The sequence below is a fragment of the Sporosarcina jeotgali genome (genome assembly GCF_033304595.1).
GTDB classification, from domain to species: domain Bacteria; phylum Bacillota; class Bacilli; order Bacillales_A; family Planococcaceae; genus Sporosarcina; species Sporosarcina jeotgali.
Genome location: NZ_CP116341.1, coordinates 2386920 through 2410902 on the forward strand (window position 1 = coordinate 2386920; position 23983 = coordinate 2410902).

Here is a 23983-nt window from a genome sequence, read left to right on the forward strand (position 1 = left end):
TTCAAGTGAATTGGATTACCAATTTCACATCTACTCGCAATCATACTAAAAACAATGGGATACCGCCACCTTCTCCATAAAAAAACGCCTCTATAAAAGAGACGCTTTCCATTTACCCCAGATCATGGCCGGTCACAACAATATATCCGATTAGGAACACATTCAAAATAATAATGACCACCGTACTTGTCCATGCGAGAATTTTAATCGGCAATGAATTCACGAACTCGCCCATTTTCTTTTTATCACTCGTAAATTTCACAAGCGGAACGACCGCAAAAGGCAGCGCCAAACTCAAAATCACCTGACTCCATAACAGCAGTTCTCCAGTACCCTTTGACCCTGCAATCCAAGTGACGATAAAGGCAGGAATTACCGCCAGCAAACGCGTAATCAGTCTGCGCATCCATGGAGTAATCCGTAAGTTTATGAACCCTTCCATTACAATTTGGCCGCTAATCGTTCCTGTAATGGTGGAATTTTGACCCGAAGCAAGGAGTGCAACTGCAAACAGTGTACTCGCAATCCCGACTCCGAGCGTCGGGCTCAACAAATTATAAGCTGCCTCAATTTCAGTGACATCCAGTTTCGTCCCGTAAAACGCTGCAGCACCTAAAATAAGGATTGCCGAGTTAATTAGAAACGCTACTGTCAACGAGAAACCTGAATCGATCAATGAAAACTTAATCGCTTCCTTTTTCCCTTTCAGCGTCCGTTCATAATTACGTGTCTGCACGATGGAAGAGTGCAAGTAAAGATTATGCGGCATGACAGTAGCGCCTAAAATCCCAAGCGCAATGAACAGCATACTCGGATCTGTTATAATCTCTGTTCGAGGTACAAACCCTGCAAACAAAGCAGAAACTTCAGGTTTAGATGAAATCACTTCAAACACAAATACAATAAAAATAGTTGCCATCAACACAATGACGATGGATTCAATAATTCGGAACCCTTTTCTTTGTAAATAGAGAAGAAGCAGGACATCCAGCGTTGTGATGGCAATCCCGGCTAATAAGGGAATCCCGAATAATAGATTCAATGCAATCGCAGAACCGATTACTTCAGCTAAGTCGGTTGCGATAATGGCTAATTCTGTGATGATCCATAGAAATATGGACATCTTTTTCCCAACAGATGCACTCGTCGCCTGCGCTAAGTCCTTTCCTGTTACAATTCCAAGCTTTGCAGATAATGACTGCAGAAGCACAGCTATTAAATTTGAAATGAGAATGACACTCAGCAGCAAATATCCAAAACGCGCACCGCCGGCAATGGATGTCGCCCAGTTTCCTGGGTCCACATATCCTACTGCAACGAGTGAACCCGGTCCGGCAAATGCCAGCAGCTTGCGCCAGAATCCTTTTTTGTTCCGGACATCAATCGTACTATTGACTTCTTCCAGACTGACCCCTGAGCTTTCCCGAAGCCAGCCGTTTTTTTCATTACTCATGAGCAGCCTCCCAACATTCTTTCCCTTGTGCAACTTTTTAATTAAAACAAGGAACTTACATTTAATGTTTTATAGCATAGCACGATTTTTCAAGATGTAAATTACTTTGCTTGAATGTTCGAAATGCGCAATAAAAAAACCGTTCAGATTAGTCTGAGCGGTTTCAATAGCATCTATTCCTATTTTGCTTCCGGTTCAGATATCTCCAGTGTCTGCTTATGGATGACATGTTTAGTGCCCCACTCATGCATCGCTTCTAATATAGGACTCAGCGTTCTTCCATAGTCTGTCATCGAATACTCCACTTTAGGCGGAACTTGAGGGTACACAACGCGTTGAATGATGTCTTCGTCTTCTAACTCACGCAGCTGCTTCGTCAGCATCTTCTGCGTAATTCCCGGCATGCTTCGCTTTAGTTCGCTAAACCGTTTTGTTCCTTCATGCAGTAAATGCAAAATGATGACCGGCTTCCATTTTCCCACAACAATTCCGAGCGCTTCTTCCACTCGACATTGAGACACTTCACCTTCCACACTTACTCCCCCTGACGGTATCTTTTTAGATACTATACCACTTTAAAGTGCGTACTTCCAAGAAGAACGTTGGCTGACTATACTAATAGAGAAGTGAAGCCGGCCCTGAGAAAGCCCTTTACGCAAAAACTAAGGAGGAATTCATCTTGTCACAAACCTTTTTAAAGTCCGTTGAAAACCGCCGTTCCATTTATGCCATCAATAATGACCCGATTCTATCTGATGAAAAATTGGAGGAACTTATCCAGCATGCTGTCAAGCATACGCCATCTGCATTCAATTCGCAGACGGCACGTGTCGTTGTACTTTTAGGTGAACCAAGTAAACGGCTATGGGAAATCACGAGTGATACCTTAAAGAAAATTGTACCTGAAGAGAATTTTGAATCGACTGCACAGCGCATGACAATGTTCGGCAGCGGCTATGGAACGATTCTGTTCTTTGAAGATATGCAAGTTGTCGAGTCTTTACAAGAACAATTCCAGGAATATAAAGATAACTTCCCGACATGGTCACAGCAATCATCCGGCATGGTCCAGCACGTCATCTGGACTGCTTTATCTGATGAAGGATATGGTGCAAGTCTGCAGCACTACAATCCATTGATTGACGATGCAGTAAAAGCTGAATGGGACCTTCCAGCTTCTTGGAAGCTCATGTCTCAAATGCCTTTCGGAAAAGTTGTCGCACCTGCGGGTGAAAAGGAATTTCTTCCAATCGAAGAGCGGTTGCACGTATTCAAATAAACGCAACCTCAAAAAACAGAGAACGCATCGAACGGTGCATTCTCTGTTTTTGCGTGTTAGTTAACTTTCTGCTATGCGTTTGGCTGTCTCCCTGACAAAGTGTGTATAGGGTGTCTCCGGCAACTGCGCCATATTGGAATCTGCTATTTCAGCGAGCTCACGGGCGGACGCCAAATCCCCCAGTTGCTCCGCACACAGTGCAGCATAGGCATCTTTTTCATAATAGATGGAGAGGTCGAAGGGATGATGCACATTTTCACTGATGACAACTTTTTTCAGCATGTTCAATGCTTCCTCGAAGCGGCCCGCCCCGTAGAGCGCCTTCCCGCTTTCTAGCGCAAAAAGATTTTGGAAGAACTCATGCTCGGGAATAGGTCCCGTCAGCAATGTATGTTTAACGATGCTCTATTTTCAGTCCCGTCAGCATAAGCTCTCTAAAGCTTGATTGTCCTTGAATACCTTAAGAGAGCGAGGAGCCACCCTTGAAATGGAAACTGCTGCTAGCAGCTATTCTGGTTGTTACAGGCTTCATCGGTTATAAATTACTAGCTACTGATAAATCCTTACTCGATATATGCTTTCCTGCTGTTGTAGAAAAGACGGAAATCACCTTGCTGGATGCTTATTTTATCGCTATGGAAAAGGCGAAAGAATTCGATCCGAATCCTGAACTGATCTTTATGAATAGCGTAAATGATGGCGAAGTGAGCGGAGAAAATGGCAAGCGCGGGAATTGGCAAGGTGTCATAGCATTGGTGAATACCAATCAGCGGCTGTTATTCGTTATCGAGAAAGGAATATTAATCGATTTCAAAATGTTGGACGGAACTGAAGAGCCAACCATCAAACCTTCTTCCATTAAAATTGACAGCAGCTTGATAGTAAAATCGGCAATCAAAGAATTCCAGCTGAAACCCGGGCCAAAGAGTGACTCGTTCTCCAACGGTTTTCATTTCCGTCTTATTAGGGACGCTGAAAATATATTCATCTCCGTGGATGGGTTGATCGACGGCAAGCAAGCTGAAATTTACTATAATCCTGAAACCGGTGAATATATGGGGAGAGTAGAAAGTAACTCATAAAAAAAGCAGAGATCCACCAAACATGCGGATCTCTGCTTTTTCATCTGCTACTATACGATTGGACTATTATTCTTCGAAAGATACTTCTTCAACGCTGCTTCCATCGGGGTTCATGCGATATAAAGCATTATCCGGATTGTTTTCGCCAAATGCACGATCGACTATGAAATACACTTTCCCATCAGCCCCATGTATTGGATACTCTGCATACGCGTTCAGATGGGTGAGTTGTGTAATACGTTGTGTGTCCCAATTATACGAGAACAATTCGTATTCCAAAATCCCTTCATGATCCGTTCCTGCCACTGCTTGGTAAACGAGCTCAGAACGATCAGGAATAAGCACGAAATCGTAGAGATCCTGCGTATCTTCTGGAATACTGATGACCATTTTATGGCCAGGATTGGATAAAGGAATTTTGAAAACACGGCCTTTTGTTTCAAAGGCATCTTCCTCAGTTTCCATATCCGCATCATCATCCATTTGGATATAGACGGAGTCGTCTTCACTGGAAACTTGGAGAGAGGACATACTGTATTTATTCAACTCGGTGTGCTTCTGGTGCTTGCCGTTTTTCATCTGATAACTGTGTACATCATAGTCATGAGGATACAAAGTTGCTCCTGGTGAGTAATTAGAAAACTTATCAGCTTGTATGTAAAATAATCGATTTTCATCTTTCGGATCAATCACCAGTTCCATTACGATGGCATCTCTAGTAAAAATAATATTATCCTCACCTGATTCTATGTCAACTTGGTGGAGTGTACTTTTACTATCTTCGTCAAACTCTTTATCCGAATTCACATAAAGCACTGTTTTTCCACCGGGCATCACCGCGATATCTAAAATTGTCCGATCTGCTGGAAGCTGTACGACTTGTCTTAACTGATCGGATTTCACGTATAGCGTCGGTTTCCCTCTTTCGTATGTGACATACGCGATATCTCCTTGTGCCGATACGTCAAATTGTCCCGTCAGCCCTTGCTGTTTTTCTTCATCTGGAATGCTGTAAGCGAAGCCCAGCAACAGACACGCTCCAGTTACGAGTACAATGATACTAGCAGGCAGAATCGTTTTCCTCAAAGTCCTCCCTCCCCTGCTACTGACTTCCAAATCAAAATCAGCAAAACTGGCATCAGAATCTGTATAACAGCAACCGTATACGCAATCCACCTGCGCTGTACTTTTAATGCCTTCATCTGAATGAGGTAAAGGATTCCATAAATCACAAGTGGGATAAACAACTTCCAAATCGAGCCGTTTCCATCTTCACTGAACAAAAAGAATATGTATAAGAAGTACAACGTACCCAATGTTACCGCAATGCCACTCGTAATGCTGAGAGCATGCAGCACCTTAGCAATAGTTGCCGATTCGGCACTCAGAGTTGTCTGATAGATGCCGAAGACGATACCAGCTAATAACAAATAACCAATGATCGTAAGAAAGCTTGAATACATATCATCCATACCAGATGCAAGAAATGTTCCGCAGCCCGCTGCTAAGCCCGTCAACACAAGCAATGTATTTTGCACTGCACGTGTGTTCATCCAACCCCTTGGATGGGTGGAGCTGAATAGAAGTGCGGAACTTATTAAAACACCAATGAGCAGCCACCTCATATAGGCATCTCCCAGTGTGAATAACCCAGCGAGATACACGGTGTACGTAAATAGAAGTGAACTGATGGACAGGCTAAATGGCAGCTTTAGTAAATAAGATCTCATGGATTGACCCCTCACAATACGTTGAACACATTTTTTTCAGATTACCATTACGTCCGGCTTGTGACAATGACACTTCTAGTTCAGCAAGCTGAATAAAATTGAATTCAAGCCAGTCGCTCTCTATCGGTGATTATCGAAATGCTGTTTCCGTTTATTTCTTCTAACAAGCAAAAATACAATTAAAACTATAATCATCACCGTGACACCTAAAGAAATCAGTGTGAAGATCATATCCCCTAAGTTAAACGTGCTATTTATGATTTCTATTTTTCTCTCCTCCTTTGATTGGACAAGGATTTTTATTTAATTGGATCAAGAAATTCTTTTATTGGTTAATATCTTTCACCAATTAGAGAACTAAATATTTTTCATTTTATCCATACTATAGCTTTCCTAAGTGAATGGAAGTTCTGCAAACTCATTTTACGACTGCTCATTGTCTTTATTATAGATCTTTTTGAGTGTCGTGTTGATGTTAATTAAAGCGATTAATATAAAGCCGAGCATGATGAACGTGACCAATTCCCCTGTAAAAAAGGATACAATCCCCAATAGTAAGGCATATGTTCCGTACCACTTGGTATTCATAGACAAACCCTCAATTCGTTTACTGACTGCAAAAACAATTGTAACATTTTTCTAAATAAACGTGAACTTCAATTTTCTATTGATTAATTGACTATAAAATCCCGTCGCCTGAAGTATCCAGGAGCAACGGGATTTCACGATAGTTACTGTGCTGATTCCAAAATATCCACGATTTCTAAGTATCCCTTATCCTTCGCATGTTGGAGAGGAGTGATGCCATCCTTATCTGTGATTGACGGATCCGCACCGTGTTTCAGCAGAATTTTAATAATTTCTTGATGCTGAATGCCCCCATCACTTAACACAATAGCTTCCATAAGGGCAGTCCATCCAAGATCATTCACATGATTCACATCCACCTTCGTCTCATTCAGCAGGGCATCTACCATTTCAACATGACCGCGCTCAGCCGCTGGAATGACGGCGACTCCGCCATACCGATTTGTGAGGGCAGCGTCCGCTCCTGCTTCGTTCGCAAAGCGCATAATATCGATATAGCCTTCTGCTCCTGCATAGAGGAAACAATTGTTTTGCATGTTGTCCTGTATGTCAACATCCGCCCCTGCATCCAATAGCGCTTTGACGGTGGGTGCGTCGTTATTGTACGTAGCAATCATAAGTGCGGTTCTTCCTTCGCTGTCTTGAGTATTCAACTCTGCATTTTGCTCTATCAGTTCCTTCACTTTCTTTGTATCCTGCTGATTGGCAGCATCTACTAGTTCAGTTGTCATTGAATCTCCTCCTTGTTTAGTCTCGGTATTCCCGTCTTTTCCGTCAGGCACCCATCCCGTGATGAGACTGGCTGCCAGACCTGCTAAGATAAGCCTACGCATCGGCAGTTCGAGATTCATTCGGAGCAACGATTTCTACCTTCATCCGGTCGGGATCTTCAAAATAGACTGCATAATGAGATTCACCGCCTGCAAACGGATGGGTATCCGGATAAAGAGTTCTCACGTTACGATTTTTCAGTTGACTGGTGATCAAGTCCACGTGCTCTTTCGACTCCGCATGAAATGCTAAATGATTCAATCCGGTACGGCACCGATGGTACGGAACATCCAGAAATCGCTCTTCAGTTTGAACAAAAACGAGATACGTTTCCCCAAGTTTCCAACTCTTCCCCTTCGGCCAATCCTGGTACACTGTGTAGCCCAGTTCTTCCAGCAGCCACCCCCAAAATTCCACAGAGCGTTCCAAATTCGAAACGTATAATTCAATATGATGAAGCACTCCTTTCACAAGCAGTTCCCCCTTTTGAAAAACGCCCGCTAATCTATTGAATAGCGGACGTTTTCGATATTTTTATTATAACGCAGCTTTGATCGTTTTCCGATAATAGCCGACGGTCAAGAACGCAAACACTAAATAGATTGCAATATATACAGACATTGCAATGACGGTCGGTACCGTAACATCACTCATGAAGATGAACGAAGCGGATTTCAATGCGAAAATCGAATGCACTAATCCTATCAGAAGTGGCAGTCCGAATACGAATAGTTGCTTCTTAATAACGCCTCTCATAATTTCCTGAACACTGAATCCTAACTGGCGCAACGTCGTGTAACTCGCTTTTTCTTGTTCTGCTTCCGTCATCTGCTTGAAGTAGAGAATACTTCCTGTTGAGATGAGGAACACGAGACCTAGGAATCCGGCAATGAAGATGAGCATGCCGCTAGACTGGAGCGTGTTTTGGTATTGCGTATAGTAGTCGAGTCTTTTTCCAGAACTTTCGATTTCATTGTAAAGTTCCGTTGCTTCTTTAAACTGTTCTTTACTTTGTAAATTGATTGCAACAGTATTGATTTCAGCGATTTCACCTGATTCTTTATATCCTGAACGGATCGTCTGGAATAGCTCATCTTTTACGACGATCATCGACGCAAAGTCATAATCGTTGAAGGCATTACCTTCTGCAAATCGTTCAATCGCAACGTTTTTGTTCAAACCTTCGGGTTCAAGTATAAGATTAACCGGAGTTTCCACAGACTTCAGCATCCAATGGGTGTAACCGGCCATCAAAACACCCGACTGAAGGTCATTCACTTCAATCGTCAACCCCGCTTTACTTAATTGACTTTCGCTTACGACTCGAAGTAGCACATCCTTATAATAAAGCATAGGATTCAGTTCCTTTTCATAGTCACCCTTTAATTCAATTCCTTCGATATCAGAAGCATGATATGAAATATCCGCCTTATCAAGCAATGTCAGAAACTGATCCGATGCGGAGGGATCACCGACGATCATATAATCGAACGGCTCCATTAAACGGCTTTCTTTTCCCGATGAATAGTAAGTTGAGTACGCAGCAGCAATCATGGTCAGCGTCATTGCAGATAACACCGTAATAATCGTCAACGAATTCGCATTGGCTTTCAACCGGTGAATCAATGGCGCCAGTGACAAACTGTTCGACAAACCGAGGTGTCCATTTTTGGATGTTCTGATTTGGAATAACGCCCAGCCAATCGTCACACGGAACAGCAGATACGTTCCGAGAATGACAGAAACTAATACGACAATTATATAGAAAAACAGCATGCTGTTAAGCATATGTCCAGATAGCCAATAACCGAAGCCAATTAAAACAATGCCTAAAATCCCGAATACAGCGTAAACAACTGTTTTCGGCTTTTTAATACGTTCTCCGGACTGATCCACCTTAAACAGCTCAAGCAATGTACTGCGTTTCACTGCGACTGCCATTTGCAGTGAGGTTAGCACGAGCAGCGTGACAAACACGAGGATCGTTTGCAGTATCGCAGCTCCGGAAAATGATAACGTCAACACGCCATCTATCCCTATAAGTTTCATCAACAGCAGTAAAAATACTCTGGAAACAAGCAAGCCGAGACCGATTCCAATAGCGAGTGCTCCTGTTCCAAGCAGCAAGTTCTCTGTCACCAACATCCGGGTTACTGTGAATTTCGACAAACCGATCAGCTGATAAAGCCCTACTTCACGACTCTTGCGTTTCAAGAAAATAGAATTTGCATACAGCAGGAATACGCCCGAGATGAACAGTAAGAGAATTCCTGCCGCTTTAAAGCCCGATGCCATTTTAAAAGAAGTATCCGTCTGCTCCAATACCGATGCGTCATGCTGCAGCGAAGCGAATACAAAATACAACACAACACTTAAAATCAACGCAAAAAAGTATAAATAGTAATGTTTCAGGTTTTTCCGCATACTGCGGACAACGAGATCAAAGAGCGTCAACGCTGTCACCTCCAAGAATCCCTTGCACTTTCAGGATTTCTTGAAAGAACTGCTGCCTCGTCTGTTCCCCGCGATACAGCTCGGAGTAAATCGTACCGTCTTTCAGAAATACAACACGGTTGCAGTAGCTCGATGCGACGGGATCGTGTGTCACCATCATAATCGTAACATCCCGCTCGTCGTTCACTTGTGCCAATGTTCCGAGCAGCGATGCGGCTGATTTCGAATCGAGCGCACCTGTCGGCTCATCCGCAAAAACAATTGAAGGTTCGTTGATCAAAGCCCGTGCAGCAGAAGTCCGCTGCTTTTGGCCGCCTGAAATTTCACCAGGGTATTTGCTCGCTAACTCCGTAATCCCTAAAGTACGAGCAATCGATTTGAAGCGATCTTCCGCCACGACACGTTTCACGTTCCCAACTGAAATTGGCAGTAAAATATTTTCTTTCACAGTCAATGTATCGAGCAGATTATAATCCTGGAAGATGAACCCGAGCTGATCGCGTCTGAACTGCGATAGTTTGCGGTCGTTCATTGATGAAATATCTGTTCCATTTATTTTAATCGATCCTTCCGTTGTCCGGTCGATAGTTGCCAAGACATTCAATAACGTCGTCTTTCCGGCACCTGAAGGACCCATGATTCCGACGAATTCGCCTTCCATCACACGGAAATCCAATCCTTTTAAAACCTGCTGCACTTGTCCGCGCGTTCCGAACGATTTCCGAATCGAAACCGCTTCTAACATAGTAGTTTTTTGTGACACTTAAAACGCCTCCTTGTTTCTATACACTTACTTTACGTCAGAAAATCAGTGGAGTCGTTCGATTTGAATGACAAACTGTACGCGCAACCTTACAGTTTTGTCACTTACGGGCTGCATCTAAGTTATTTTGCTTGAAGTATGCATAGTTATCCAAATTCTGGTGATGTCTAAGTATACTCTTAACCAAATAAAGCTAAATCCAGCTCATTAACCAGGAATTGTGATCATAAATCCCGGATTCCGCTCATAAACTAGGAAATGTGATCATAAATCTAAAATTCCGCTCATAAAACTGAAAATGTGATCATAAACCCCTATTTCCGCTCATAACCAAGAGAATGTGATCATAAATCCCGAATTCCGCTCATAAACCCGCGAGTGTAATCATAAACCACGTCACCTACGAGTTGCATCAAACTCATTCTCCGTTGGGAACGTCATAACCATCTGCGTCCCGGTTGCCCCGTCCGATTGTCCATACAGGTGAATCCCGATTTTTTGCGCCGCCTGTTTTGCTAAATACAAACCCAATCCGGTTGCGGCGTGTTGAATACGGCCCGCACTCCCCGTGAATCCACGGTCAAATATACGAGGCATTTCATGTGCAGGAATTCCCGGTCCTTCATCCGCCACAGTTATAGATAGATGCCCCGTTTCATCCACTGAAGTCTGGATGGCTATCGTTCCGCCGGCGGGGCTGTATTTCACCGCATTCGTTACTAATTGCCTGAGGATGAAGCGGCACCATTTTTGGTCTGTAATCACTTCCACAGATCCCTCTGCAATCTCAAACGCAATATTCTTCTCCAAACACCACGGCATCAGCTGGCGCACTTCTTCAGCAGCTATCCGGATCACGTCAGTTTCTTCCACTACGTAATCAGCTTCTAACGAAGGAAGCCGGGAAATGTAAAGCTGCTGGTCAATCAGCAAATGGACACGCAGCCATTCCGCTTCAATCTTCCTGAACTCTGGTACTTTGCGATTTGCGTCAATGATTAACTTCATTGCAGTTAGCGGCGCTTTCACTTCATGGACCCAAGCTGCGGTATCATTTTGTTCGGCAGACACAAATTCCTGCATGCGTGCCATCCGCTTTCGGTAAGAGGAATCGATGGATTGAAGCAGTTCAGACAGGATTTCCTCTTGGCGGAGCACTGCTTCAGGAAGTCCTTCTTGCCAGTCATCGGGCAGCTCATTTAACAGGTGACCAAGCGACTGCAAATAAGCCGTCTCTTTGCGGTAACGCCAACTGAAAAACACGATGAATATCGAAAGCAGCAGCACATTCAAATAGCCGATTGAAACAGGATTGACGGCCAGTCCTTTATCTAACACCAGCAATAAATCCGTTAAAAGCAGGGATCCTAAAAATAACGCAATCCAACTTTTCCGATCCGCAATATAGGCGCGCAGCATTACGTATTCTCCTGCAATGTAACTGCCATATAACCCATCCCTTTTTTCGTGACAATCGCTTCTCCCAGCCCTAGCTCACTGAGCTTTTGTCGTAGACGTGTCACGTTGACCGTAAGTGTATTGTCATTGACAAAGCGTTCATCGTCCCATAATTTCCGGATCAGGTCATCGCGTGAAACGATTTCATCATTCGCTTCGACTAATATGGACAGAATGAAAAACTCATTTTTCGTAAGCTCGATTTCTTGGGTTCCCCCTTGAATGACACAGCGTTTCAAATCGATGGTTGTTCCATTCCACTTCAACTCGTCCATCGGTTCCTCCGGTTCGGCATATGAATACGCACGGCGTAACGTAGCTTGAATCTTTGCGAGTAACACATCGGTATGAAATGGCTTTTGTATGTAATCATCCCCGCCCATATTCATCGCCATGACGATGTCCATCGGATGGTCTCTCGAAGAAAGAAAAATGATGGGCACATTGGATACTGCCCGGATTTCACGGCACCAGTGGAATCCATCATATGCAGGCAGTTGAATGTCCATAATGACGAGCTGCGGATTGAATTGCGTAAACGGCGTCATAATATCTTGAAAGTTTTCCGGACCTGCCACTTGAAATGACCATTGTTCTAAATGCTCTTTCAATGAAGAGAAAATTGCCGCATCGTCTTCTACAATGAAAATCTTTTCTTCCATGCCACGGCCTCCTTTGTTAGTGCTGCATACGATTCAACACATGCAGCGTATCAAGTACGTGCTCTAAAAACATCGATAATTCCTCCATATTTTCTTCAGTAAGCCTCGGTTTAAAAGCCGCTTCAATAGAAACCATCAGTTTTGGGTTCTCTTCCCCGTATATATACCGAATTGTTTGGGTGAGTTCAATATCTTGTTCCCAGATGGAGGCAATCACTTGTTCAATCCCTGCACATTCTGTTTCAGGATGCTGAATTCGTTTCTGAAAGCAAAGCGATAGGGAACACGCTGCATTCGCATTTGGACTTTCCATGATTTCTCCTGCAAGGTCGTGAACACTTGCACGTAAAATGACTTCAGCTTCAATTTCGGGATGACTGCGCAGGACAAAACGCAGTGCAAATTCCCGTGATAACACTGCGAAGTCCATCACATCGCGTCTGTTCTTAATTTCGATGTGTTCATCCAAATTATCTAAGTCATATAGTTGGTTTTCGAGAGCGACTTTCAGATTATCAAATATCGTTGGATCGTACATGGTCGTAATTTCCTCCTAATCGGATTAATAGCAAATTCATGATGACTTGTTTTCCCGGTCAATCCAAAACCTGCGGACCACTGTGCCATCTTCTTCAATCATACTAACGTCTTCCTTGCCGCCATTGTGCTGAATCGTTTTCGCGGATCCGATATTCTCTTCGTTACAAGTGACGAGTACAGATTTTATCCTCAGCGTATCCGTAACCTTCAACGCTTCTGCCAGCATCCGCGTCGCATATCCTTTACGGCGCTCTGACGGCCGGACTCCGTAGCCGATATGCCCGCCGAATTGGTGCAAATACTCATTTAAATCATGCCGGATATCAATCATGCCGACGACGCGCTCGGTGTCATCCACCAAGAAATAGTTCGTGCAGGGCAGCCATTTTCCATGACCGGCTTCTCGCTTGTGCAGCTCTTCCAAATAGTTTTCATAAGAAATCCCGCTGTCTAAATGAAAGCTGCTTGGGGTCATCCCCTCTTCATCCCACTCATCCATATACGCTTCATGTTCGTCTTTCCATTTCATACTCGGTCTTTCCAATCGCATAATAATCCCCATTCTCAGTCTAATGAAAACTTCCCGTGTTCAAAAATCGAGCTGTCAAAACCGCTGTTTCATAGTGATAGTGGATGTCTTTATGTCCAAATGGGAGTGTAGTGAAATCTGTTAGTTCGGGAATGTCCACAGAAGAAACTTCCACACGTCCATCATTTTCTCCTTTGATGAAACGCCCTAACCACAAATTACTAGTCGTGCCTGCAATCGCACCCATTTCAATTGCCGTATCATTTATTAATGATAGCTTTTCTATATAAGCTGTGTGTAAAGATTTTAACGTTCTGAACCAACTTGTGTACCCTTTAACGGTACCTGCTAACATAGCTAGTTGACTGCCTTTGTTCGGAGTCGCAAGTTGGACACAACGTCCGATGCGTTCTGCGGCACTGTGATCTGTCAGTAAATGCCGAATGAGTAAACCGCCTGTGCTGTGACCGACTAGATGAACTTTCCTTCCATTTAAACCTGCCAGTTCTTCCACCTCATTCACCACAAGTTGTGTAACACGATCGAATTCTTGTCTCGTTAATGGCAGTGTGAGCGAGTGACAGTGAAATCCGAATGTCTCCAGATACTTGGACAGCGCCGCCATATCTTTCGATGACTTATTAAAACCATGTAACAGCAGCACATGATCCATTTTATAGTCATACCTCCTCGTTGATTCACTTTTCAATTACCTATAGTGTATCATGCCAGTATCTGACGAATCGGGGATAATCCACAAGTTTTTCAATACACTTTTCCAAGACGGTTTTCACTTAAAATATGCTATAATTGTGGTACTGATGAAGGAGGTGAAAACAATGAGCGAGGTATTGCTGCAGCAAATACTTTCTGAGCTAAAAGATGTGAAAACAGGTCAAAAGCTTATGGAGAAACGGTTTGATAAGATTGATCAGAAGTTTATTGCGATTGATAAGCGGTTTGATGGGATGCAAGGTCAAATGGATATTATGCAGATTCAGATGAATGGCATGCAGGTACAAATGGACGGTATGGCAGGTCAAATGGGTGGCATGCAAGTACAAATGGACGGCATGCAGAGTCAGACGAATGGCATGCAAGTACAAATGGACGGCATGCAGAGTCAGACGAATGGCATGCAGGTACAAATGGACGACATGCAAGGTCAAATGGGTGGCATGCAGGTACAAATGGACGGCATGCAGAGTCAGACGAATGGCATGCAAGTACAAATGGACGGCATGCAAGGTCAAATGGGTGGCATGCAGGTACAAATGGACGGCATGCAGAGTCAGACGGATGGCATGCAAGTACAAATGGACGGCATGCAGAGTCAGATGGATGGCATGCAAGGTCAATTAAATCGTATCGAAAGTAAATCAGATGCCATTTTCAAACAAACAGGACAGCTAATCGAATTTCGTCAAGAGACACTTACAAAATTGGATGAAGTTGTCACGAAAGAAGATATGCATTACTTCGAAGCCAAAATGATGGAACACGACCGTGACTTATTTAATTTGAAGAAGCGGGCATAGCTGACTCCCCTATCACAGCTAGACAGGCCCGCCATTCCCCACTCCTAAATTTCTGCGAATGTATGATTCTCCCTCTTTCCACGCATCTTACCTATAGGAGGTGAGCCTGCATGGGGAACAAAAACAACCCAAAAACGATGAACGAACGAACGCACAACCCATTTGATACGTATCAAAACAAAGACCTAGATGCGAGTGCCAGCAACAGCAACAATCCGCTGGACAACGCAGATACGGAATTTGCTCCTGAATTTGATGCGAAAGTGAAGAACAAAAATAATAAAACCAATCACGACAAAAATCAGCAATCGAATAAGAAAAAGTAATTGTAAAAACCGCAGCGCTCTTCAAGAGAGCTGCGGCTTTTTCGATTACTTCACCTCGACTTTCACATCTCCTTCGATGTATGTCGGATATGCATGAAGTTCAAGACGGATTGGATTCGTATAGGAAGTTGTTTCAAATGCCGGACTCCAGTGAGTCGCGTCTCCTTCCCCATATAGGCTGAATGAAGAAATTGAAATTTCTTTTCCTTGAGCGTCTATTGCAGTGGTAAATGGATCATGATTAAAATCTTGTACCGATAGCAACAGGTCAATCCCATTTCGGTTCGCATCCACCAGCTGCAATTCTGGCCCATCTGGAAATGCCAGCAACTCTCTTGTATCCGTATTCACTTCGATAAAAGCTTGTTCTTGTTTGATTGCTTGCGCCTTATTGATTTGCAGATAAAGTTTTTCAGGTGTGGAGAAGTAGTTGCTCTGCAGGAAGAATGTGTGGGTCGTCTTTCCTTTTTCATTGCCAAAAGCTGTGACTCCGTTAGCAATTCTACCCCATACTTCTCCTTTTTCATCTACCAGCCGCATATCTTCAAATGACACTATTTTTTTCGTATTGTCCGGATCAAATGTTATTTGCACGCTTGCACGCATGGGAGAAATCACAATTTCATCGATGGTGAAGTGCTGTCCATCCAGTTCCATTACTTTGTTCAATACATAGGGCTTACTTGGTTTCGTTTGTTCAGGCACCTTAAATGGAATTGAAAATGGTTCTATTCTTCCATCAATCTTCATTTCCGCGTCTACGGTAAAATTCAGATCGTTAAAGACATTCCGTTTTGAAAATGTGATCTCCATATTTTCCTGATAAGAATATACATCATTTGCGTCCATCCCCCCATACGAGATCCCTGCTTCAGGCATAGGTCTTGAATTGGTGATTTCAATTGTATGGACACTCGCTGTTTTCATCTTTTTCCTTGATTCAATCGTATAATAGACATTCATCCCTGTTTCATCCAAAATAACGCCGTCAATGGTCATCGTGACATCCCCAACAGTTTGGGAGGCTCCGATTTCCTGATAATAGTCCTCTTTAAAAATCGCCTGCAGGCCTTTGTCTTGTTGAATCATGGCGACGAAAGGCTCCATTCCCGGAATAGACGCAACGGTGTTGGCAAACGCGGTAGACACTCGGATTGAAGTTACAAAGGTCAGGATCAGGATCGCTGCCAGTGCAGCCGTCCATGTGATTCGCTTTCTGCGTCGTTTCTGCTTGCTTCGATCAGCCTTTGCTTTTGCAATCCCAGCAAGAATCATTTGGTCGGCTTGTTCTAATGGGAGAGTCCCCTGTTCCATCTTGTGCTTCAATTCACGCAGTTTCTTTTCTTCCCGCTCATACATGCTCCTTTCCCCCTTCATCTTCAAAATAAGCTCGCAATGACCGCAGCGTTTTGTGCAGTCTGGACTTTACCGTGCCTTCCGGAATATTTTCGAGTATGGCAATGTCTTTAATTTTTACATCTTGAAAGTATTTAAGGTAGATGAGCTGTTGTTCTTTTTCAGGAAGGGCAGCAAGGGCTTCCTTTAGTTCAAGTTGTGAGGCATCTTCAATTCCCTGCTGGTCAATTGCAGTTTCTCTTGGATGAAACCGTTTTTGCCGTTTCAGCTGATCCTGACAATAATTCATCATGATCCGGATGAGCCACGTCTTCGCATACGCAGGCTCTTTCACAGTATGGATTTTATGGTAGGCTCGCACGGTCACTTCTTGAAGCGCTTCTAATGCATCGTGTTCATTTTTCAAAAATGCGAGGGCTGTTCTCAACAAATCCTCTTTATGCTGTCGCATAAGTGCAAGAAACGCTGTCTCATCCCCCTTAATTGCTTTACGACTGACTTCCATCTCATCCATGCCTTTACCACCTCGCTCCTGCTCTTGTTATTCATTAGACTCTGCTGCACGGAAATAGTTCATATTGAAAACCAATTTTTCAAAACCTTTTTATCGCACACAAAAAAGCACTGAACCCCGCGAACAGTTCAGCGCCTTTATGATTATTTCTTCCATGCCGCCTCATAATGGGCAATATACGCTTCAACTGAAATCTTCCTGCATAACTCAGCAATCAGCTCATATGGGATGTTTTCCATCTTTTTTAATCGAATGCAGCTTTTCCCCATATCCAGTTTTGTCTTCACGTACTTTGGATATTCTGCAACGAACCAATCATGCACTTCAGGAAATGCGTAGATCCCCATATGATAAAGACCGATGAAATCTTTCTGAGAGCCTATGCTTAGAAATGGCAGCGGTTCTTCCGGTTTGCAGTGATACCCATCCGGATAAATACGATGCGGGATAACATATCCAATCATGCCATAGGAGAGCGTTTCTTCAAATCCGACCGGCAAGTTTTCTTTAATCGTCAGACGCAGTTTTTCCATTGCTTGCTGTCGCTCTTCAGGAAGCTGTTCAACATATTCTTCAATGGTTTTCGCTTCAATTCTCATAGAAATCCTCATTTCTTTTTCTACCTGTTTATAGCTGCATTGGTACAACTTCATTAAGTTTTTCAGGCTTGCCATTTAATTAAGATTACGAAAATGTGAATCTTTCTGCAACCCGCTGTAGTACAGTAGAGAGTAGAGTTTAACAGAGAGGAGTTTTCCATTGAATCCGTTTTTATCCATTTGGAGTCGTCCGACAGAGACGATCCACTATGTACTCAATCATAAGACCCTATCGTATAGCTATCTCATTCTCATTTTAGCTTCACTTGCAATTGCACCGCTCACCATCACGCAGATGCTTTTCATAGAAGAGATTCCACTTTTAGTAATCCTTCCTATCGCGTTTTTCGGATTGTTTATCCTGACAACTGCCGGCTGGTTTTTGAATAGTGCACTCTATACATGGATCGGCAAGTGGCTGGGCGGTACAGGAACTTATAAAAAAATGCTTGCGGTTGTTCCGTTAGGTTCACTAACAGCGATCTACATTCTGCCTTTTTCCTGGGCTATGATGGTTGCGTTAATCATACTCAGATACGCAGAGTCCGATGCAGCTGCGACGGTGTTTGTCGTCCTTTTCGCACTGTCACCCATTCTATTTTTAGGATTGATGGGCCTATCCGTATATGGAACTGTGATCATGTCAAAAGCAATTGGGATTGTCCACAACTTTTCTGCCTGGAAAGGATTCGGAACGATTGGAATCCTGATGGGCATCGCTTTTGCACTAAGTTTCGTCGGATGGATCATCTTAATTGCCTTCTTCTTTATGCTAGCGTCCATATAGTGAAAAAAGCATCTGTTCCGCGTTCAACAGATGCTTTTTTTATGTATGCAGTCCCCGAACCCACCCTCGCGAAGAGCTGTAAATTAGTGCATGGTAGTTACATTGACAATCTAATTGTACTGGTGTCACTTTACTGGGCATCACTTTTCTGCGGTCATTAGCCGCAAAGCAGGCCCCGCTGCTTTTCGTGATCCAACTCTCCCTGTTGGCGGGTTTGCACTCACCTTTACAACCTCTCGCTACCGACTGTGTTGAGTTAGTTTAGTAGATCAATATTCCAGTTCATCCCCTGAATCTTCGTATCTATTTCCCGATAGGCTTTCGATAACTGATCGACTTGTTTTTGGAGTGCCTTTACGCTTACTGTACTAATGATTCGAATTTCAGACTGGCTGTATCGATCAACATGCTGGGATGCCTCTTCCACCACTTTTGCTAGGACCGATCGCTGATCAAAAAGCTGATCACGTTCAGTTAATGCATCCGCAAGTGTTCGGTCTTCATCAAATTTAATTTCGCAATTGGTTCGATTAATTCTTTTAATTAATGAGGTAAGCTCTTGACGGATTTCCGCGAGTTCCGATAGCATCTCATTCGGATCCTCATAAGGCGCATCGCCCTCTTGAACTTTCAAATTCATTAGAATTCGTTTTTTTAACTGTTCAATTCGTTTCTGATAATCCGCCCTTGCGATTAAAGCTTCTGCTAACTTCATGTTCGAAACCTCCTAAAGCCAATCTGTATAATATTGTTATTCTGCATCCAACTGATTACTCCTCTTTTTGGCACTATTCGTAAACGGAATCCGATCTAGTACTTGCTTCGACTCGTAAATCTGACGATCATTCCTGCCACAATCAGACTGAACACCAAATGACTCAATGTCCAGTAGAACCAAGCCATCCCGTCATCCGCAGCTGGAGGCTGATCGGTAAGCAGCGTCAAGAAATATAAAATACCGCTCCCTGCAGTATAGACCGCAACATACGGCCACATTTTGTATTGCCAGCCGAACAATTTCAATATGTAGAACAAACCGATGACACTCGCAATGCAAAAAACGAAGTGAAAGACGATGCCAAACCAGGTGCTGTCCTGCCAGATATGGATAATCGGAAAGTAGTCGACATTATACAGAAGGATATACGCTTCATTTCCTGTTAGTGTATAGACCAACTGCATGAGTGCCGCTAACACTGCGCCGCTTGCCAGTCCGATACCAATCAGCTGCATGAACTGTTTCATCCGCGTTCCTCCATCCTTTTCTTCCTGGTCATCTATTCCCTTTTCACCGGCCGCAGTAAACAGCAGCCCCTCCACTTTTGAAAAATAAAAACCATATCCATCTGTTTGGAATGGATACGGCCTTATCCTTCTCACCACAATGGTTCGTTCATCGGATCCTCCAGCTGCAATTCCACATAGAACGGAACCAAGCGGATGTTTAATAGAGTTAGGAATGCAAGGTAGATAAACACTCCATATATGCCATGTTCAAATAAGTTTGCTGCGATGATCATCACAGGAATGAAAAGTTGGAATAAGCTCATTTTTTTCCTGGACTTTCTCGTTTGGTAATTCATCTCACTGCAATTCGGACACGCAGTCTTTTCATTTCTGAATGCTTTTTTCAATGCCAGCTTCCGAGACCACCCAGCCCCGCAATTCGCACAGACAGGCAGCGTTCTTCCTTCTTTTCGAATACTGCGTTTACACAAGCCGTAGATGATGAGAAACGAGCTTGCCAGCAGCAGCGTCTTCACCGAGTCATATGCAAGTAAATCTATAATGGTCAGTGTCCCTCCGCCATCTGCTTGTGTAACGGTTGAAGGGTTCTCTTCGTTTCTGTTGATCCACACAAAAGCCATAGACAACAATACAAAGGACGAAAGCACAATTCGATATGTCCAAACAGAGCCGCGTGTTTTCGGTTTCCGGCTGTTTTTTACGTTGTGAATGAGCTCTTGTTTCCGTTTATTGTCGAAGATGATTCTTTGCAGCTCGATATTCAACTGTTCTTTAATCGAATCCATGAGAAAATCCCTCCTGTTCTTCTAATCGCTCTTTCAATTGAATGCGGGCACGTTGAAGCCGCGTTCGAATCGTTGGTTCAGGAGAATTTAACATCTGTGCAATTTCCACCGTTGACGATTCTTCGTAATAGTACAACACCAGCACTTCACGATAGATAAGTTTCATAGATAGCAGAGCAGTTAATACAGATTCCGTAGTTTCCTCTTCAATCAAACGTCTTTCCGGCGTTTTCATCGATTTCGTTCCAATAATCTTTTCTTTCAATAAAACTCGTTTATGTGTCCAGCTTCTTAAATAATCATGGCACCGATTCACAGTCATCTTAACCAAATAGGTTTTTAAAGAACTTTCTTCCCTAAACTGGTCTGACCGTTGGCAGTAACGAATGAGTACGTCTTGCACGATATCTTCTGCTGTACTTTTATTCTTAACATAGACATAAGCGACCCGAAGCAAATAATCGCTGTAATCGTCCACCACTTTTTCGATATTCACGAACGAATCCACCTGCCTTTCTTCTATAGACGGATGCCGCTTCATTTCCGATTCATTTTATTTCAAAAAAACCTGCAGCATCCCCTTCAGGATACTGCAGACTGCACGATTATGAACAAGAAGCGACTGCCATATCATGGTCCCGCTCTTGAATTAGAATATTCATTTGTGCATCCAGTTTAAACTCGATGCCCCTGTCGTCCAGACAATTTATTAAATAATCCCTGGATGTTTCACTCATGTTTTCATGGTTTCCATAGATGATAAATTCACTTGCCTCATCTGCACACGCACCTAAAGACATCAGCGTCACTAGAGTGACCAAAGGAATAAAAAACAACTCCTTTTTGTTCATATTGTTCTTCTCCCTTCACTAGTTTTCACTGACTCTCATTGTAAAATAGTGTCATGTATCTGCTGCTAATTTCAGTATACGAATAAACTAGATTTATAGCTATCTAATTTTGAGCATTTTTGACATTCTTCATGTTTATAAAGTAATTTCTTCACCTGTCTTCAATATGTAAAAACATGAAAATCCGGATCTCATTGTGAAATCCGGAAAATGCAGTTATGCCAGTTTTTCAGCTTTGGCTGACGCATGGTGTCCATATAAATAAAAGTTCATGTCCTCATCCACATACGGTTTCAAATTGCGGATTTCTTCCCCCATACGCACAAGGCTCTGATGCTCATAAAATCCAACATTGCAGTCGCTGTCGGTAAACAAATAATAATTTTCGATTCCGACGGCTTGTGTATATTGTAAAAATCTCTTGTACAGTTCGCCGCCGATTCCATTCCCCCGCTGATCACTGCCAACAATGAAAAAGGACAACTCCCCGTCAAATGTCAATTCACTCTGTTTCAACAGCTGCTGATTGAGCTTGTCAAAACCCTCAAAGAGACTTGCAATATGTCGTCCTTCTTTTGTTCGTTTTAAATTTCCGGTCGCAAACATCGCTTGAGTCGCATATCGCAATGGGGTTTGGAAGTTCTTTTCGACTTTTGCCATGATCACTCCAACCGCCACTCCATTATTTTCAGCAACACACGTGAACGTTTGGTTTGCGAGACAACCCGCAAGATAGAACGCCGCCATCTGTTTGGCGACTTGCGGTGAACAGTAGCTTTCATACTCCCACGTATCACTAATAATCTTCTCAAGAGATGGATAATCCTCTCGTTTAATTTCTCTAAATTGAATACTTGTCTGTCTCATGTTGACATCCTCCAAAAAGTTGTTGTTCCTCTTACTGATATTCATGATAAACTGTACAGTAACTGTAAGGTCAACAAGGAGGCTCCACTTATGAAAAAACAAGACCAGCTTCTGTTCACAGCTGGACAATTTGCGAAATTGCATAATCTTAACAAGAGAACACTCCATTACTACGACGACATCGGATTATTTTCTCCAATACATGTTGGAGAAAACGGCTATCGCTATTATAGTTATTCACAAAGCCCAACATTGGAAATGCTGCTGACGTTAAGAGAACTCAACATGTCCATTGAGGAAGTCACGTTGTTTATGAAGAACCGGTCTGCTCAATCATTTCAAGAAATCATCACAAGTAAAAAAAAGGAGATAGCTACCTCTATTGACCGTCTGCGCCAATTGAAAAGATTATTGACAAGCAAAGAAGAAATGCTCAACTTAGCCGCTCATTCAGAACTGACTCAAATTGAACTTATTGAATGCAAAGAAGAACTTCTAATTCTTGGTCCTTCCCTTTCAGGAGTTGAAGACGAAGACTATATGAGCATCCTACTCAAGGAATCAAAGAAGATTCGAGATTCCCGTTTCTTTAACAAAACCTATGGAACGATGATTTCCTCTGAGAAACTTAAGACACACAACTTTGATGATTATCATTGCTTCTTCACAAAAGTCGATAAGTTACCGAAAGATTTTAATGTGCACATCAAACCTGCAGGACGCTATATCCAAGCCTTTTGCAAAGGAAATTGGGACCATCTTCCTGAAACCTATGAACATATACTGAAATTCGCTAAAAAACAAGGAGTCACACTCACCGGATATTCATATGAAGTCGGGATTAATGAAATGGTCATCAATTCAATCGACGAATACGTTACACATATTCTTGTTCAATATGAATAACTGAACTGAACTAAACGATCTGAAAAGTAACGACAAAACGCAGTGAATCTCAGTCACTCGTATTCATTTTTAAAAGTAGGCATTTCCCTCATATGAAAACCTGCCAAGTATCAGTAAGATTAGATGTGAGAACGATTATCAATTAAACCAATAGGAGGAATTCCATTGTCACAAATAACGCTCGACCAACACGTCTCTGATATTGTCACGGCTATCCCGCAAAGTGCTGACTTGTTCCGCAGCTTACGCATCGATTATTGCTGCGGCGGTAAAATTTCATTGCAAGAGGCAGCTGCTCAGCGAAACCTAGATCCTTCCGACGTCTTAACACGTGTTCAAGAAATCGAAGAGAAACGAGAAACCCGTGCACAAATGGAGCCTTCCTCCTTTGGGGAGAAAACACTTATTGCACATATTCAAGAAAAATATCATACTGGCTTGCGTGAAGAACTTCCATTGCTTGCTCCGTACGTCACAAAAGTTGCACGCGTGCATGGAGAGAACCATCCGCATTTGCTGCGTGTGCAAGAAATCTTTAAAATACTGCGGACTGAACTGATTGATCATACAGACGATGAAGACCAAAATATCTTCCCGCTCATTCTTGAATTTTTAGCAAACCCGACACCCGAACTGAGAGAGCAGCTAAAACCTCATGTTACGGAACTGGAACAAGAGCACGATAATGCTGGCCGGCTCCTTCACGAACTACGGGAAATCACTGACAATTTCACACCTCCCGCGGAAGCCTGCGGCACGTACCGACTCGTGTATGCACGCCTTGAACAGTTTGAAAAAGATACCTTCCAGCATGTCCATTTAGAAAATAATGTGTTGTTTGACCGAGTACGCGAAGCAATTTGATGATTAAAAGCCGAGCACTGCGCAGTGTATAGC

General features: G+C 43.0%; 31 protein-coding genes. 7 read left to right on the forward strand and 24 right to left on the reverse strand.

The window, feature by feature from the left end:
* Positions 1-112 precede the first annotated feature (112 nt).
* Positions 113-1453 carry an Nramp family divalent metal transporter gene (locus PGH26_RS11975; RefSeq protein ID WP_323691289.1) on the reverse strand — a complete coding sequence of 447 codons (1341 nt, stop codon included), beginning with the start codon at positions 1451-1453 and terminating at the stop codon, positions 113-115.
* A gap of 179 nt (positions 1454-1632) precedes the next feature.
* On the reverse strand, positions 1633-1986 hold the full coding sequence (locus PGH26_RS11980) for a winged helix-turn-helix transcriptional regulator (RefSeq protein ID WP_323691290.1): 354 nt from the start codon (positions 1984-1986) through the stop codon (positions 1633-1635).
* A gap of 146 nt (positions 1987-2132) precedes the next feature.
* Between PGH26_RS11980 and PGH26_RS11985 the strand changes: the two genes are divergently transcribed.
* Complete coding sequence (locus PGH26_RS11985; RefSeq protein WP_431312494.1) at positions 2133-2732, forward strand: nitroreductase family protein; 600 nt, start codon at positions 2133-2135, stop codon at positions 2730-2732.
* Between the two features lie 60 nt (positions 2733-2792).
* Here PGH26_RS11985 and PGH26_RS11990 read toward each other — a convergent pair whose 3' ends face one another.
* Positions 2793-3014 (reverse strand): hypothetical protein, encoded by a 222-nt coding sequence (locus PGH26_RS11990; protein ID WP_323691291.1) that lies wholly within the window; start codon positions 3012-3014, stop codon positions 2793-2795.
* A 200-nt stretch (positions 3015-3214) separates the two neighbouring features.
* Here PGH26_RS11990 and PGH26_RS11995 point away from each other — a divergent pair, with 200 nt between their 5' ends.
* On the forward strand, positions 3215-3814 hold the full coding sequence (locus PGH26_RS11995; RefSeq protein WP_323691292.1) for a hypothetical protein: 600 nt from the start codon (positions 3215-3217) through the stop codon (positions 3812-3814).
* Between the two features lie 66 nt (positions 3815-3880).
* Here the strand turns inward: PGH26_RS11995 and PGH26_RS12000 are convergent, their stop codons facing one another.
* The 12 genes from PGH26_RS12000 to PGH26_RS12055 all read right to left on the reverse strand — a co-directional run bounded on the left by PGH26_RS12000 (position 3881) and on the right by PGH26_RS12055 (position 13982).
* Positions 3881-4900: a TolB family protein gene (locus PGH26_RS12000; protein WP_323691293.1), complete on the reverse strand. Its 1020-nt coding sequence runs from the start codon at positions 4898-4900 to the stop codon at positions 3881-3883.
* A complete protein-coding gene (locus PGH26_RS12005; RefSeq protein ID WP_323691294.1) occupies positions 4897-5544 on the reverse strand; it encodes a hypothetical protein in 648 nt (215 codons plus the stop codon). Before PGH26_RS12005 ends, PGH26_RS12000 begins: the two co-directional genes overlap by 4 nt.
* A 423-nt stretch (positions 5545-5967) precedes the next feature.
* Positions 5968-6132, reverse strand: coding sequence for a hypothetical protein (locus PGH26_RS12010; protein WP_323691295.1), 165 nt, complete (start codon positions 6130-6132; stop codon positions 5968-5970).
* A gap of 143 nt (positions 6133-6275) precedes the next feature.
* Positions 6276-6863, reverse strand: coding sequence for an ankyrin repeat domain-containing protein (locus PGH26_RS12015; protein ID WP_323691296.1), 588 nt, complete (start codon positions 6861-6863; stop codon positions 6276-6278).
* Between the two features lie 94 nt (positions 6864-6957).
* A complete protein-coding gene (locus tag PGH26_RS12020) occupies positions 6958-7374 on the reverse strand; it encodes a VOC family protein (RefSeq protein ID WP_323691297.1) in 417 nt (138 codons plus the stop codon).
* Between the two features lie 66 nt (positions 7375-7440).
* On the reverse strand, positions 7441-9366 hold the full coding sequence (locus tag PGH26_RS12025; RefSeq protein WP_323691298.1) for an FtsX-like permease family protein: 1926 nt from the start codon (positions 9364-9366) through the stop codon (positions 7441-7443).
* Positions 9344-10102: an ABC transporter ATP-binding protein gene (locus PGH26_RS12030; protein WP_323693523.1), complete on the reverse strand. Its 759-nt coding sequence runs from the start codon at positions 10100-10102 to the stop codon at positions 9344-9346. The genes PGH26_RS12025 and PGH26_RS12030 overlap by 23 nt, the downstream gene beginning before the upstream one ends.
* Positions 10103-10516: 414 nt before the next feature.
* Positions 10517-11539 (reverse strand): sensor histidine kinase, encoded by a 1023-nt coding sequence (locus tag PGH26_RS12035; protein ID WP_323691299.1) that lies wholly within the window; start codon positions 11537-11539, stop codon positions 10517-10519.
* Complete coding sequence (locus PGH26_RS12040) at positions 11539-12240, reverse strand: response regulator transcription factor (RefSeq protein ID WP_323691300.1); 702 nt, start codon at positions 12238-12240, stop codon at positions 11539-11541. The genes PGH26_RS12035 and PGH26_RS12040 overlap by 1 nt, the downstream gene beginning before the upstream one ends.
* 16 nt (positions 12241-12256) lie before the next feature.
* Positions 12257-12778 carry a hypothetical protein gene (locus PGH26_RS12045; protein ID WP_323691301.1) on the reverse strand — a complete coding sequence of 174 codons (522 nt, stop codon included), beginning with the start codon at positions 12776-12778 and terminating at the stop codon, positions 12257-12259.
* Positions 12779-12814: 36 nt separating this feature from the next.
* Entirely contained in the window at positions 12815-13309 is a 495-nt protein-coding gene (locus PGH26_RS12050) for a GNAT family N-acetyltransferase (RefSeq protein ID WP_323691302.1), read from the reverse strand.
* Positions 13310-13349: 40 nt separating this feature from the next.
* Positions 13350-13982: an esterase/lipase family protein gene (locus PGH26_RS12055; protein ID WP_323691303.1), complete on the reverse strand. Its 633-nt coding sequence runs from the start codon at positions 13980-13982 to the stop codon at positions 13350-13352.
* 166 nt (positions 13983-14148) lie between these two features.
* Between PGH26_RS12055 and PGH26_RS12060 the strand changes: the two genes are divergently transcribed.
* Positions 14149-14847, forward strand: coding sequence for a hypothetical protein (locus PGH26_RS12060; protein ID WP_323691304.1), 699 nt, complete (start codon positions 14149-14151; stop codon positions 14845-14847).
* Positions 14848-14957: 110 nt separating this feature from the next.
* Entirely contained in the window at positions 14958-15173 is a 216-nt protein-coding gene (locus tag PGH26_RS12065) for a hypothetical protein (RefSeq protein ID WP_323691305.1), read from the forward strand.
* 45 nt (positions 15174-15218) lie between these two features.
* Here the strand turns inward: PGH26_RS12065 and PGH26_RS12070 are convergent, their stop codons facing one another.
* From PGH26_RS12070 to PGH26_RS12080, 3 genes are all read right to left on the reverse strand, one after another.
* Positions 15219-16532: a DUF4179 domain-containing protein gene (locus tag PGH26_RS12070; protein WP_323691306.1), complete on the reverse strand. Its 1314-nt coding sequence runs from the start codon at positions 16530-16532 to the stop codon at positions 15219-15221.
* On the reverse strand, positions 16525-17043 hold the full coding sequence (locus tag PGH26_RS12075; protein WP_323691307.1) for a sigma-70 family RNA polymerase sigma factor: 519 nt from the start codon (positions 17041-17043) through the stop codon (positions 16525-16527). Before PGH26_RS12075 ends, PGH26_RS12070 begins: the two co-directional genes overlap by 8 nt.
* A gap of 143 nt (positions 17044-17186) precedes the next feature.
* On the reverse strand, positions 17187-17642 hold the full coding sequence (locus PGH26_RS12080; RefSeq protein ID WP_323691308.1) for a DUF1801 domain-containing protein: 456 nt from the start codon (positions 17640-17642) through the stop codon (positions 17187-17189).
* A gap of 160 nt (positions 17643-17802) precedes the next feature.
* Between PGH26_RS12080 and PGH26_RS12085 the strand changes: the two genes are divergently transcribed.
* Positions 17803-18429, forward strand: a complete 627-nt coding sequence (locus PGH26_RS12085) for a YIP1 family protein (protein WP_323691309.1) — start codon at positions 17803-17805, stop codon at positions 18427-18429.
* 256 nt (positions 18430-18685) lie between these two features.
* Here the strand turns inward: PGH26_RS12085 and PGH26_RS12090 are convergent, their stop codons facing one another.
* The 6 genes from PGH26_RS12090 to PGH26_RS12115 all read right to left on the reverse strand — a co-directional run bounded on the left by PGH26_RS12090 (position 18686) and on the right by PGH26_RS12115 (position 22180).
* A complete protein-coding gene (locus tag PGH26_RS12090) occupies positions 18686-19144 on the reverse strand; it encodes a DIP1984 family protein (protein WP_323691310.1) in 459 nt (152 codons plus the stop codon).
* A gap of 95 nt (positions 19145-19239) precedes the next feature.
* The gene (locus PGH26_RS12095) at positions 19240-19674 is read right to left on the reverse strand and encodes a hypothetical protein (protein WP_323691311.1); all 435 of its coding nucleotides are present in this window, start codon (positions 19672-19674) and stop codon (positions 19240-19242) included.
* Between the two features lie 131 nt (positions 19675-19805).
* Entirely contained in the window at positions 19806-20462 is a 657-nt protein-coding gene (locus PGH26_RS12100; protein ID WP_323691312.1) for a TIGR04104 family putative zinc finger protein, read from the reverse strand.
* On the reverse strand, positions 20449-20958 hold the full coding sequence (locus tag PGH26_RS12105) for a sigma-70 family RNA polymerase sigma factor (RefSeq protein WP_323691313.1): 510 nt from the start codon (positions 20956-20958) through the stop codon (positions 20449-20451). The genes PGH26_RS12100 and PGH26_RS12105 overlap by 14 nt, the downstream gene beginning before the upstream one ends.
* A gap of 109 nt (positions 20959-21067) precedes the next feature.
* Complete coding sequence (locus PGH26_RS12110; RefSeq protein ID WP_323691314.1) at positions 21068-21313, reverse strand: hypothetical protein; 246 nt, start codon at positions 21311-21313, stop codon at positions 21068-21070.
* 216 nt (positions 21314-21529) lie between these two features.
* Positions 21530-22180, reverse strand: a complete 651-nt coding sequence (locus PGH26_RS12115; protein ID WP_323691315.1) for a GNAT family N-acetyltransferase — start codon at positions 22178-22180, stop codon at positions 21530-21532.
* A gap of 90 nt (positions 22181-22270) precedes the next feature.
* Here PGH26_RS12115 and PGH26_RS12120 point away from each other — a divergent pair, with 90 nt between their 5' ends.
* Both PGH26_RS12120 and ric read left to right on the forward strand, forming a co-directional pair.
* Positions 22271-23086: a MerR family transcriptional regulator gene (locus PGH26_RS12120; RefSeq protein ID WP_323691316.1), complete on the forward strand. Its 816-nt coding sequence runs from the start codon at positions 22271-22273 to the stop codon at positions 23084-23086.
* 165 nt (positions 23087-23251) lie between these two features.
* The gene (ric, locus tag PGH26_RS12125; protein WP_323691317.1) at positions 23252-23950 is read left to right on the forward strand and encodes an iron-sulfur cluster repair di-iron protein; all 699 of its coding nucleotides are present in this window, start codon (positions 23252-23254) and stop codon (positions 23948-23950) included.
* The last annotated feature ends 33 nt before the right edge of the window (positions 23951-23983 follow it).